Below are 11,119 nucleotides of genomic sequence, written 5' to 3' on the forward strand. Positions count from 1 at the left end.
GGCGCGCCCGGCGACGCCCGGTTCCACCCGGTCCGGCCCGGTCCCACCCGGACCGGTCCGGACCCGGTCCGGCTCCGGCTCCGACGACCGCGGGTCAGCGCCGCTGCGGGTAGGGGGTCTCGCCCCGCTCGAGCATCGCGACGTACTTCGCGACGTTGCGCTCGCGGGCCTCGGCCGTCTTGAGCGCGCCGAGGCGGTGCAGGATCGCGTACCGGTTCTGGGACGTGAGGACGTCGAACAGCGCGGCCGCCCCCGGGCTGGCCGCGAGCGCCGCCGCCAGGTCCGGCGGCACCTCGGCGCGCGCGGGGCCGAGGTACGCGGCCTCCCACCGCCCGTCGGCTTTCGCGGCGTCGATCTCCGCCTGCCCGCGCGGCCGCATCCGGCCCTCCGCGGACAGCCGCGCCACGATCTCCTGGTTGCGCACCGACCACCGGCTGCGCGGCCGCCTGGGGCAGAACCGCTGCAGCATCGTGTCTGCGCCGAGGCTGCGCATCTGCGCGTCGATCCAGCCGCTGCACAGCGCCTCCTCCAGGGCGGTCGCGTGCACCAGCGTCGTCGGGGCCGGGCGCCCCTTCTTGGCGAGCACGAGCCAGGCGCCGTCCGGGCAGGAGTCCTCGTGCTCGTCGAGCCAGGCGCGCCACGCCGCCGGGTCGGGCAGCACGAGCTGGTCGGGCAGGCCCGGTGGAGTCGCGGGCCGTTCGTCCGTCATCCCGGGACGGTAGCGCCGTCCGCCTCCCGGCGCGAGGTCCGGCGTGCGTCCGGCGCGGTCCGGCGCGATCCGGCGAGGCCTGGCGCGGGGTCCCCGCGCGCCGCGGCGGCGCCCGCGCCACACTGTTCGGCATGTCGACGGTCGCGTTGTGGGGCACGGTGATCGTCGGGATCGTCGTGCTGACCCCGCTCGCCGACCGGGTGCGCGTGCCGCTGCCGGTCCTGCTGACCGTGTTCGGGCTGGTGCTCCCCCTCGTGCCGGGCACGCCGCACCTGAGCGTGGACCCGGACCTCATCCTGCCGCTGGTGCTGCCGCCGCTGCTGTTCGCCGCCACGCAGCGGGCGACCGCGCGCGAGTTCGGCGACCAGGCCCGGCCCATCCTGTTGCTCGCCGTCGGCCTGACGATCGCTTCTGCCGCCGCGGTCGCCGTCGTCGCGCACGCGGCCGGCGTCCCGTGGGGTCCGGCGTGGGTGCTCGGCGCGATCGTCGCGCCGCCGGACCCGGTGGCTGCGACGGCGGTGGCTCGTCGGCTGCGCCTGCCGGGGCGCGTCGTGACGGTGCTCGAGGGCGAGGGCATGTTCAACGACGCGACCGCTCTCGTGCTCTACCACGTCGCCGTCGCGGCGGTCGTGACCGGCGAGGTCACCGCGGGGACCGTCGGGCTCGACCTGGTGCTCGCCGTCGTCGTCGGCGTCCTCGTGGGCGTGGTCGGCGGCTGGCTGGGGCACCTCGTCCTGGGGCGCGTCCACGTCGCCGCTGCCGAGACCACGATCACCATCGCGCTGCCGTTCGCGGCCTACCTGCTGGCCGAAGAGGCGCACGGCTCCGGCGTGCTCGCGGTGCTCACGCTCGGGCTGCTGCTGCGCCGCGTGAGCCACACGTCCGTGACGTCGGGCGGCTGGCTGCTGGGGCGCGCCGTGTGGGAGTACGCGGACTACCTCCTCACCGCCGTCGTCTTCGTGCTCATCGGGTTCGAGCTCACCGCCGTGCTCGAGACCAGCCCCGTGGCCAGGTCGGCGCTGCCCCTCGCCCTCGGCGTCGTCGCGCTGCTGGTCGTGCTGCGCTTCGTGTGGATGTTCCCCGCCACCTGGCTCGTGGGACGCGGGCCCCGCGTGCGGCCGGAGCAGCGCTTCACGCGCCGGGAGACCGCCGTCGTGTCCTGGGCGGGGATGCGCGGGGTGGTGTCCGTCGCGTCGGCGCTGGCGCTGCCCGCGCTCGTGTCCTCCGGCGACGCGTTCCCCGAGCGGGACGTCGTGGTGTTCGTGGGCCTCGTCACCGTCCTGGCGACGCTCGTGCTGCAGGGCGTGACCCTCGCCCCGCTCGTGCGGTGGCTGCGGGTCGGGACGCAGGCCGACGAGGGGGCCGAGATCGCCGCGCTCCGCGAGCGCGCGACCCGGGCCGCGCTCGCCGCCGTCCGGGAGCGCGCGGACGTGCCCGGCCCGGTGCGCGAGGCCGTCGCCCTGCAGTACGAGGGGTACCTCACCGCGCAGCTCGCCCTGTCCGACGCGCGCGCCGCCGGGCAGGACGAGGGCGACCAGTTCGGCACGCAAGTGGACGACCTGCTGCGCGCCGCCGTCGTCGTCGAGCGCGACGTCGTCGTGCGGGCCCGCAACGACGGGGACGTCAGCGCGCACGTCGCCGACGAGGTGCTCGCCGACGTCGAGGCCCGCGCCGTCCGCGACCTCGACTGACTACCCGCTCCCCCGCCACCTCCCCTTCCACCATGTCCTCGCGGACGAAGCCTGCGGGACTTTCGTCCGGCATGACATGGTGGAAGAGCGGCTGCTGGGCACCCGGAACACACCCGCGCCCACCATGGTTGCGGAGACTGGACGCCGACGGGCGCCCGCCAAGGAGGTAATGCGATGAACTCGATCTTCGACCAGCTGCTGGGCCGCTCCGGCAAGACGACGATGGTGGCGCCCGACGACGCCCTGCCGGGCCGCGAGGCGCCCGTGCTGCCGGCGCCGCGCCCGCACACCGTGCTCGGCACGTCGATCGCGGGACCGTGGCCCGAGGGCACGCGGGTGCTCTACCTGGCGATGGGCTGTTTCTGGGGCGCGGAGGAGATCTACTGGCAGGTGCCCGGCGTCGTGGGCACGGCGGTGGGCTACATGGGCGGCACGACGCCCAACCCGACGTACGAGGAGGTGTGCTCCGCGCGCACCGGGCATACGGAGACGACGCTCGTCGCGTACGACCCGGCGACCGTCTCCGAGGGCGAGCTGCTCAAGATCTTCTGGGAGCGGCACGACCCGACGCAGGGTTTCCGGCAGGGCAACGACGTCGGCACCCAGTACCGGTCGGCCGTCTACTGGACGACGCCGGAGCAGGAGGCCGCGGTCCGCGAGACCGCGGAGCGCTACGGCGAGGTCCTGGCCACGAAGGGCTACGACCCGATCACCACCGAGCTGAAGCCGGCCGCCGAGGCCGGCCCGTTCTTCTACGCCGAGGACTACCACCAGCAGTACCTGTCCGACGCGAAGAACCCGCACGGCTACCGGTGCCACGCGACGACGGGCGTCCCCTACCCCGACGCCGCCTGACCGAGGGACCGCGCGATGACGAGGTCGACGCCGCCGTCCCGGGTGTGGAATGGGGGCATGAGCGAGCAGAGCGCCACCCCCGACGTCCCCACCCTCACGGCCGCCGACGGCACGGCGATCCCGGCGGTCGGCTTCGGCACGTACAAGCTCAAGGGCGCCGCCGGGGTCGACGTGATCTCGCGGGCGATCGACACCGGCTACCGCCTGATCGACTCCGCGTTCAGCTACGAGAACGAGGGCACGGTGGGCCGCGCCGTGCGCGCCTCGTCCGTCCCGCGGGAGGAGCTGCTGATCACGTCGAAGCTCCCGGGCCGGCGCCAGGCCTACGACGACGCCGTGGCCGCTGTCGAGGAGTCCGTGTACCGCAGCGGCCTGGACCACCTCGACCTGTACCTCATCCACTGGCCCAACCCGCGGATCGGGAAGTTCGTCGAGGCGTACCGGGCGCTCGTGGACTGCCGCGAGCGCGGGCTGATCCGGCACGTCGGAGTGTCCAACTTCCTGCCCGAGCACCTGGACGCCGTCATCGAGGCCACCGGCGTGACGCCGGTCGTCAACCAGGTCGAGCTGCACCCGTACTTCCCGCAGGCCGCCCAGCGCGCCGCCGACGCCGAGCGCGGCATCGTCACCGAGGCGTGGAGCCCCATCGGCCGCGCCAACGCGATGCTGGCCGAGCCGGTGATCGCCGAGGTCGCCGCCGCGCACGGCGTGTCCCCCGCCCGGGCGATCCTGCGCTGGCACGTCCAGCTCGGCGTCGTGCCCATCCCCAAGGCGTCTGCCCCCGAGCGGCAGGCGGACAACCTCGACCTGTTCTCGTTCGCGCTCACCGACGACGAGATGGCCCGCATCACCGCGCTCGGCCGCCCCGACGGCCGCACCAACGACCAGGACCCGGCGGTCTACGAGGAGCTCTGACGCGGGGGCGGACCGCACCACGAGGCTGCGGGTGTCGGTGGGCGCTGGCACGATCGACCCGTGCTGCTCGCCGAGCTGGTCACCACGCACGCCGCCGTCGCCGCGACGCGCTCGCGGCTGCGCAAGCGTGAGCTGCTCGCGGGCGCGCTGCGCGCGGCGGAGCCCGGCGACGAGGTCGAGGTCGTCGCGGCCTTCCTGTCGGGGCGGCCGCGGCAGCGGCGCACCGGCCTGGGCTGGCGCACGCTCGGGTCGCTCCCCGAGCCGGCCGCCGAGCCGTCGCTGACCCCCACCGACGTCGACGCCGCCCTTGCGCGGTTCGCCGCGTTCTCGGGCTCGGGCTCCCAGGCCGCCCGCGCGGCCGCGGTGGGCGAGCTCTTCTCCCGCGCCACGGCCGAGGAGCAGGACTTCGTCCGCCGCCTCGTCCTCGGCGAGCTGCGCCAGGGCGCGCTGGACTCGCTGCTGCTCGACGCCACCGCCGCCGCGGCCGACGTCCCCCTCGCCGTCGTCCGGCGGGCCGCGATGTTCAGCGCGCTGTCCGGTCCCATCGCCCGGGCCGCGCTCACGGGCGGGGCGCCAGCGCTGGAGTCGTTCCGGCTTGTGCCCGGCCGTCCGGTGCGGCCGATGCTCGCGTCGTCGGCGCCGGACGTCGCGACGGCGATGGAGCGGTTCGCGGGCGCCGCCGTCGCCGCCGACACCAAGCTCGACGGGATCCGGGTGCAGGTGCACCGCGACGGCGACGACGTCGCCGTCTTCACGCGATCGCTGGACGACATCACCGAGCGCCTGCCCGAGGTCGTCGCGCTCGCGCGGTCGCTCGACGTGCGCACGGTGGTGCTCGACGGCGAGGCGCTGCTGCTCGACGACGCCGGCCGTCCCCGGCCGTTCCAGGACACGGCGGCCCGTACCGGCTCCCTGGATGCCGACGTCGGCGGCACCCTGCCGCTGACGGTGCGGTTCTTCGACGTGCTGCACCACGACGGCACGGACCTGATCGACGCGCCGGCGGCCGAGCGGCTCGAGGTGCTGGACGGCGTGCTGCCCGCGGGGGCGACGGTGCCGCGGCTGATGTCCTCCGACCCCGACGAGGTGGCGGCCTTCTTCGCCGACGCCGTGGCCGCGGGCCAGGAGGGGCTGGTCGTCAAGGCCCTCGACGCCCCCTACGAGGCCGGACGGCGCGGCGCGGCGTGGGTGAAGGTCAAGCCGCGGCACACGCTCGACCTGGTGGTGCTCGCCGTCGAGTGGGGGTCCGGCCGGCGCCAGGGCCGGCTGTCGAACATCTGGCTCGGGGCGCGCGACCCGGACGGCGGGTTCACGATGCTCGGCAAGACGTTCAAGGGGATGACGGACGAGATGCTCGCGTGGCAGACCGAGCGGTTCCTCGCCCTCGAGACCGGCCGCGAGGGGCACGTCGTGCACGTGCGGCCCGAGCAGGTCGTGGAGATCGCGTTCGACGGCGTCCAGCGGTCCACGCGCTACCCCGGCGGCATGGCCCTGCGCTTCGCCCGCGTGCTGCGCTATCGCGACGACAAGACGGCCGACGAGGCGGACACCCTGGCCACGGTCCGCGCCCTCGCGGCGGGCGGCTGACCCCTCAGCGGCGGCCGCGCCGGTCGGGCTTCCCACCGGACCGCTTGCCCGGCCGCCCGCCCGGTGTGCGCCCGCGCCCGGAGCCTCGGCCCGACGACGCCCGGCCGCCCTGGCCCCCGCGCGCCTGACCTCCGCGCGCCTCGCGCTGCTGCTGCGCGCGTGGCGCCGCCGGAGGCGCTTCGTCGGCGCCGGCGCGCCCCGCGCGACCCCGAGAGCTGTTGGCGGTCCGCCCGCGCACGATCCCGACCATCTCCTCGACGAGCTCGCCGACGTCGTCGGGCAGGCCGTCCACCAGCCAGGACAGCCCGACGGGAGCCTCGGGCCCGCCGTCGAGCACGCGGTACGTCACGTCCTTGCGATGGTGCAGCCGCGCCAGCGACATCGGCACGACGGTGACGCCCACGCCGGTCGCGACGAGGGCGATCGCGTCCGCGGCGGTCGCCGGCAGCAGGTCCTCGGTCGCGTCCGGGTCGGGCGTCGTCGGGGCCAGTCCGGGCACCGCGCCACCGTCCGCGTACAGCACGTCGTCGCGGGGCAGCCACACGACGTCGTCGGCGAGGTCGTCGGCCGTCACGGCCTCCTCCTCAGTGGTCGCGGCGAGGAGGTGGTCGCGCGACACGACGACGACCGGCAGCTCGGAGTACAGCCGGATGGCGTGCAGCACGTCGGGGTCGACGGGCAGGCGCAGGAGGGCTGCGTCGGCGCGCCTCTCGGCGAGGGCGTCCGCGGCGTCGGCGGCGTCCACCTGGACGAGCTCGAGCGGGACGTCGGGCAGCCGGTCGCGCCACGTGCGCGCCCACCTGCCGGGGGTCGCGCCGGGCACGTACGCGAGGCGGAACGCCGTCGCGCCGGCTGCGCCGTCAAAGCCGTCCACGGTGTCGTCGCTCACCGGACCAGGCTACGGGGCGTCGTGCGCGCCCGGCCCCGACTACCCTGGTCCCCATGGCCGGAACCCCCTTCTCCCAGCAGGTCCTCAAGCCGACGAACGCGGCGAAGAAGCTCGGGGTGTACCTGCCCGCCACCCCGCCGGACTTCCAGGAGCGCGGCGTCACCCGCGCCGAGCTCGAGGAGCTCGAGAAGAACCCGCCGCAGTGGCTCGCCGACCTGCGTCGCAACGGCCCCCATCCGCGGCCCGTCGTCGCGGGCCGGCTCGGCATCTCGATCGCGGGGCTCGCCCGTGGCGGGATCACCGATCCGCTCACCACCGAGGAGATCGACGAGCTGCGCCAGGACCCGCCGCAGTGGCTGGTCGACGAGCGCGCCACGGCCGCCACGGTGCGCGAGGAGGACGACCGCGTCGCGGCCAAGGCCGCCGAGAAGACCCAGCGCGAGGCCCGCCGGACGAAGCGCTGAGCCCTCCGGCCCACGCCCGGGCTACTGCCCCATGACGTACTTGACGGTCGGCCCGGCGGTCCAGCCGCCGTCGACCGCGAGCTCGGCGCCGGTCATGTACGACGCGGCGTCAGAGAGCAGGAAGACGACGGCGCCCGCGATCTCGGGCGCCTCGCCGACCCGGCCCATGGGCGTGTTCGGGTAGTTGCCTTCCCCGCGCTGGATGCCGACCTCCGCCGTCATCGGCGTGTACGTCATGCCCGGGTGCACCGAGTTCACGCGGATCCTCTCGGTGCCGAGCTCCACGGCGGCGACCTTGGTCAGGCCGCGCACGCCCCACTTCGACGCGCCGTAGCCGGCCGTGAGCGCGAGGCCCATGAGGCCCGCCGCGGACGAGATGTTCACGATCGACCCCCGACCGCGCTCGCGCATCGCGGGCACCACCGCCTGCATGCCCAGGAACACCCCGGTGAGGTTGATCTCGAGCACCTGACGGAAGTGGTCGACGGGCTCGTCCATGATGGGCGCACCCGTGGAGACCCCGGCGTTGTTGACCAGGCCGTCCACGCCACCGAAGCGTTCGGTGGCGGCCCGCACGACGTCGGCCCAGCCCTCGGCCGACGTGACGTCGTGAGGCACGAAGAGCGCGCGCTCCCCGAGCTCGGCGGCGGTGGCGCGCCCGGCCTCCTCGAGCACGTCGGTGAAGACGGCGTTGCCGCCGGCGGCGACCACCTGGCGCGCCGCCTCGGCTCCCAGTCCGCGTGCCCCGCCGGTGATGATGACGGTCCTGCCGTCGAGCTGTCCCATGACTTCTCCTTCTGCACTCGTGAACCCCTGCAGATGACACGCTACGCCTCTGCGGCACACCGTGTCATAGTGGCACCGCCGGCTTACGCTGAGGGCATGACCGACTCGCTCACCGAGCGCCGCAAGGCGGCCACGCGCACGGAGATCGCCCGGACGGCGGCGCACCTCTTCGCCGAGCGCGGGCCGGCCGCGGTCACGGCCGAGGAGATCGCCGCGGGGTCGGGCGTCTCCCTGCGCACCTTCTACCGGTACTTCCGCACCAAGGAGGAGGCCGTCGCGCCGATGATGGCGGCCGGCGGCGAGCGGTGGCTGGCGCTGCTCACCGACCTCCCCGCAGACAGGCCGCTGCGCGAGGCGCTGACAGCCGCGGCCGTCGACTCGCTCACGCCACCGGATCCCACGATCGCGGAGAACATGACGTGGACGCGGGGGCTGCTGCGGGCCGCGGACGCCGACGCCGGGCTGCGCGCCATCTGGCACCGCATCGTCCTCGACTTCGAGCATCGCCTCGTCCCGGTGCTGCGCGCCCGGTTGGCGCACGGGATCGACGGCCACGACGAGCTGGACGCCCGGCTGTGGGCTGCCGCCGCAGCCACCGCGAACCGCGTGGCCGTCGAGGCCTGGGCGGCGGGCCCCGTCGACGCCACGACGGGCCCGGGGTCGCCGTCCGACCTCGTGGCCGACGCCATGGCGCGGCTCACCGCCGGGCTCGCGCCGCCCGGGGCGTGAGCACCGCCCGAGCGAGAGCTACGACGAGGCGTCGCGCGCGCGAGCGGCCGCGCCCTCGGAGTGCCCCAGCGACAGGTCCGGCGCGACGGCGTCGCGGATCGCCTTCTTGAGCGGCGGGATCTCGGGGAACCCGCCGTCGGCGGCCCGGTCCCACAGCGTCACGACGTCCCGCCCGTCGCCCGTGTCGAGCTCGACGCGGAACACCCCGCCGGAGCCCGGCACGAGCGCGACCTCGCCGAGCCGCGTGCGGAACGTCTGCAGCAGCTCCTGCGCCACCCACGCCGCGCGCATCAGCCAGCGGCACTGCGTGCAGTAGGTGATCGCCACCCGGGCCGTCGACGGCAGAAGGTCGGGCGCGGGGGCGGCTTCGCTCATGCGGCCCAGAGTAGATCGCACGACCGACGTCAGGGCAGGACCGCCACCGCCTCGACCTCGATCAGCAGGTCGGGCTCCCCGAGTGCCGCGACCCCGAGCAGCGTGATCGGGCGGACGAGGTCGAACCCGAGCCGTTCGGCCGCCCGGACGGCGCCCGCACCGAGCTGGGCCATCTTGGCCGGCTCCCAGTCGACGACGTAGACCGTCAGCTTGGCGATGTCGGCGAACGACCCGCCCGCGGCCGTGACCGCCGCGTGCACGTTGGCGTACGCCTGCTCCGCCTGGGCCGCGAGGTCGCCCGGCCCCACGGGGCTGCCGTCGGCGTCGCGCGCCACCTGGCCCGAGACGAACACGAGCCGCGTCCCCTCGGCGACGGAGACCTGGGCGTACACGTCGGGTTGCGGCAGGGCGGGCGGGTTGAGCAGCTGGACCGGCATGGCGGGCTCCCTCGATCGACGGCGTTCCTCGGCGACGCCCATTCCATAGCACTGCTATAGAATGCGCAAGTGGTCCGCCCAGCCCGTCCCGAGGTCCGCCAGCTGCTGATCGAGCGCGCGGCCGGCCTGCTCGCCCGGCGCGAGCCGGTCACCCTGCGCGGCGTCGTCGCCGGCACCGGGGTGTCGACCATGGCGGTCTACACCCACTTCGACGGGATGCCGGGGCTCCTCGGCGCCGTCCGTCAGGAGGGGTTCAGCCGCCTCGCCGGGCGCCTCGCCGCGATCCCCGCGACCGACGATCCGGTCGGCGACGCGGCCGCCGCCGGGGGGGCGTACGCGGCGTCCGCGAGGCTGAGCCCCGAGCTGTACACGCTCATGTTCGACGGGTCGCTCCCGCTTCCGGACTCGGGGGCCGCGAACGCCACCCTTGAGCACCTCGTCAGCGCCGTGCGCCGCGCCGTCGCGGGGGGACGGTTCGATGCCGACGTCGACCCGCTCGGACTTGCCCACCAGCTGTGGATGCTGGGTCACGGCGCCTGCATGCTCCTGGCCACCGGCGTCATGCCGTTCGAACAGGTCGAGCCGGTCGTGACCTCGGGGCTCGCGTGCCTCTACCAGGCCGCCGGCGACGACGCCGGGCTCGCAGGCGCCTCCGTGCGCAGCGGCTGGGAACGCGGGATGACCGCGCGCGCGTGACCGGAGCGGACGTCGGGGAGACTGGTCGGGTGCACCACACCCCCGAGCGTGACCCCGAGACTCCCGCCCCCCCACCAGCAGGCCCGGCCGAGCCCGGCGGGCGCCTCGCGGCCGTCCTGGACGCGCTCGTCCCCTGGCCCGAGGACGGCTCGCGCGAGGACGGGCCCGTGGCCGTCGACGCCACGGACCACCTGCTCCTCGACGAGGCGGCCCCGCTCCTGGCGACGGCGGGCCCGGACGACGTCGTCGTCCTCGGCGACCGGTTCGGCGCGCTCACGCTGGGCGCACTGACGCTCGGCCCGGCCGGCGTGCGCACCTTCACCGACGAGGTCACCGCGGAGGCCGCGCTCGAGCACCACCTCGCCCAGGAGGTCATGGACCTCGTCCGGGGCGACCGCGGCGAGCTCCACCTGCGCGGCGCGGACCTCCACGAGGAGGGTCGTCACCTGCTGGACGGCGCCCGCCTCGTGCTGCTGCAGCTCCCGCCGTCGCTGGCGGAGCTCACGGAGATCGCGGAGGCCGTCGCCCGGTATGCGGCGCCCGACGTCACCGTGCTCGCGGGCGGGCGCGTCAAGCACATGACCCGCACCATGAACGACGTGCTGGCGGCGTCGTTCACCGACGTGCGCGCCACGCTGGCGCGCCGCAAGTCGCGGGTCCTGGTGGCCTCGGGGATCCGCCCGGAGGCCCGCGGCGCCCGCCCGAGCTACCCCGCGCGCGGCGTCCTGCGGGACGCCGAGCTGCTGGCCGCCGCCACCTCGGCCGGCGGCACCCGCCCGGAGGGCGTCACGGTGGCCGCGCACGGCGGGGTCTTCGCGGGCACCGCTCTGGACCACGGCACCCGGTTCCTGCTGACGACCGCCGGCCGCTGGCCCGCGACCGACCGCGTGCGCGACGCCGTCGACCTCGGCTGCGGCTCGGGCCTGCTGGCGACGGTGCTCGCGCACCGCTACCCCGCGGCCCGGGTGGTGGGCACCGACCGCTCG

General features: G+C 75.5%; 13 protein-coding genes. 8 read left to right on the forward strand and 5 right to left on the reverse strand.

The window, feature by feature from the left end:
* Nucleotides 1-94: 94 nt before the first annotated feature.
* Nucleotides 95-709 carry a YdeI/OmpD-associated family protein gene (locus tag ABD254_RS02125; RefSeq protein ID WP_344245154.1) on the reverse strand — a complete coding sequence of 205 codons (615 nt, stop codon included), beginning with the start codon at nt 707-709 and terminating at the stop codon, nt 95-97.
* Nucleotides 710-840: 131 nt separating this feature from the next.
* On the opposite strand from ABD254_RS02125, the gene ABD254_RS02130 reads away from it, so the two are divergent.
* The 4 genes from ABD254_RS02130 to ABD254_RS02145 all read left to right on the forward strand — a co-directional run bounded on the left by ABD254_RS02130 (nt 841) and on the right by ABD254_RS02145 (nt 5,757).
* Complete coding sequence (locus tag ABD254_RS02130) at nt 841-2,400, forward strand: Na+/H+ antiporter (RefSeq protein ID WP_344245156.1); 1,560 nt, start codon at nt 841-843, stop codon at nt 2,398-2,400.
* Between the two features lie 174 nt (nt 2,401-2,574).
* Nucleotides 2,575-3,255, forward strand: a complete 681-nt coding sequence (gene msrA / locus ABD254_RS02135) for a peptide-methionine (S)-S-oxide reductase MsrA (protein ID WP_344245158.1) — start codon at nt 2,575-2,577, stop codon at nt 3,253-3,255.
* A gap of 57 nt (nt 3,256-3,312) precedes the next feature.
* Entirely contained in the window at nt 3,313-4,170 is an 858-nt protein-coding gene (locus tag ABD254_RS02140; RefSeq protein ID WP_344245160.1) for an aldo/keto reductase, read from the forward strand.
* 60 nt (nt 4,171-4,230) lie between these two features.
* Nucleotides 4,231-5,757, forward strand: a complete 1,527-nt coding sequence (locus ABD254_RS02145; RefSeq protein WP_344245162.1) for an ATP-dependent DNA ligase — start codon at nt 4,231-4,233, stop codon at nt 5,755-5,757.
* Between the two features lie 4 nt (nt 5,758-5,761).
* Here ABD254_RS02145 and ABD254_RS02150 read toward each other — a convergent pair whose 3' ends face one another.
* Nucleotides 5,762-6,646, reverse strand: coding sequence for a LysR substrate-binding domain-containing protein (locus ABD254_RS02150; RefSeq protein WP_344245164.1), 885 nt, complete (start codon nt 6,644-6,646; stop codon nt 5,762-5,764).
* Between the two features lie 53 nt (nt 6,647-6,699).
* Here ABD254_RS02150 and ABD254_RS02155 point away from each other — a divergent pair, with 53 nt between their 5' ends.
* Complete coding sequence (locus tag ABD254_RS02155) at nt 6,700-7,110, forward strand: DUF5997 family protein (RefSeq protein WP_344245166.1); 411 nt, start codon at nt 6,700-6,702, stop codon at nt 7,108-7,110.
* 21 nt (nt 7,111-7,131) lie between these two features.
* Here the strand turns inward: ABD254_RS02155 and ABD254_RS02160 are convergent, their stop codons facing one another.
* Complete coding sequence (locus ABD254_RS02160) at nt 7,132-7,896, reverse strand: glucose 1-dehydrogenase (protein WP_344245168.1); 765 nt, start codon at nt 7,894-7,896, stop codon at nt 7,132-7,134.
* A gap of 96 nt (nt 7,897-7,992) precedes the next feature.
* On the opposite strand from ABD254_RS02160, the gene ABD254_RS02165 reads away from it, so the two are divergent.
* Nucleotides 7,993-8,625, forward strand: a complete 633-nt coding sequence (locus ABD254_RS02165; RefSeq protein WP_344245170.1) for a TetR/AcrR family transcriptional regulator — start codon at nt 7,993-7,995, stop codon at nt 8,623-8,625.
* Nucleotides 8,626-8,643: 18 nt separating this feature from the next.
* Here ABD254_RS02165 and ABD254_RS02170 read toward each other — a convergent pair whose 3' ends face one another.
* Both ABD254_RS02170 and ABD254_RS02175 read right to left on the reverse strand, forming a co-directional pair.
* Nucleotides 8,644-9,000 (reverse strand): Rdx family protein, encoded by a 357-nt coding sequence (locus ABD254_RS02170; protein WP_344245172.1) that lies wholly within the window; start codon nt 8,998-9,000, stop codon nt 8,644-8,646.
* 29 nt (nt 9,001-9,029) lie between these two features.
* A complete protein-coding gene (locus ABD254_RS02175) occupies nt 9,030-9,437 on the reverse strand; it encodes a RidA family protein (protein ID WP_344245174.1) in 408 nt (135 codons plus the stop codon).
* A gap of 69 nt (nt 9,438-9,506) precedes the next feature.
* On the opposite strand from ABD254_RS02175, the gene ABD254_RS02180 reads away from it, so the two are divergent.
* Together ABD254_RS02180 and ABD254_RS02185 are read left to right on the forward strand one after the other, a co-directional pair.
* Complete coding sequence (locus tag ABD254_RS02180) at nt 9,507-10,133, forward strand: TetR/AcrR family transcriptional regulator (RefSeq protein WP_344245176.1); 627 nt, start codon at nt 9,507-9,509, stop codon at nt 10,131-10,133.
* Nucleotides 10,134-10,162: 29 nt separating this feature from the next.
* The coding region (locus ABD254_RS02185; protein ID WP_344245178.1) for a methyltransferase at nt 10,163-11,119 on the forward strand (957 nt) is incomplete at its 3' end.

This window comes from Isoptericola hypogeus, assembly GCF_039531145.1.
GTDB classification, from domain to species: Bacteria; Actinomycetota; Actinomycetes; order Actinomycetales; family Cellulomonadaceae; genus Isoptericola; species Isoptericola hypogeus.

Excerpts from the sequence above, each read along its gene's own strand:
- ABD254_RS02125 (WP_344245154.1), bottom strand. The coding sequence starts at position 709 with ATGACGGACGAACGGCCCGCGACTCCACCGGGCCTGCCCGACCAGCTC.
- ABD254_RS02130 (WP_344245156.1), top strand. The coding sequence starts at position 841 with ATGTCGACGGTCGCGTTGTGGGGCACGGTGATCGTCGGGATCGTCGTG.
- msrA (WP_344245158.1), top strand. The coding sequence starts at position 2,575 with ATGAACTCGATCTTCGACCAGCTGCTGGGCCGCTCCGGCAAGACGACG.
- ABD254_RS02140 (WP_344245160.1), top strand. The coding sequence starts at position 3,313 with ATGAGCGAGCAGAGCGCCACCCCCGACGTCCCCACCCTCACGGCCGCC.
- ABD254_RS02155 (WP_344245166.1), top strand. The coding sequence starts at position 6,700 with ATGGCCGGAACCCCCTTCTCCCAGCAGGTCCTCAAGCCGACGAACGCG.
- ABD254_RS02160 (WP_344245168.1), bottom strand. The coding sequence starts at position 7,896 with ATGGGACAGCTCGACGGCAGGACCGTCATCATCACCGGCGGGGCACGC.
- ABD254_RS02165 (WP_344245170.1), top strand. The coding sequence starts at position 7,993 with ATGACCGACTCGCTCACCGAGCGCCGCAAGGCGGCCACGCGCACGGAG.
- ABD254_RS02170 (WP_344245172.1), bottom strand. The coding sequence starts at position 9,000 with ATGAGCGAAGCCGCCCCCGCGCCCGACCTTCTGCCGTCGACGGCCCGG.
- ABD254_RS02175 (WP_344245174.1), bottom strand. The coding sequence starts at position 9,437 with ATGCCGGTCCAGCTGCTCAACCCGCCCGCCCTGCCGCAACCCGACGTG.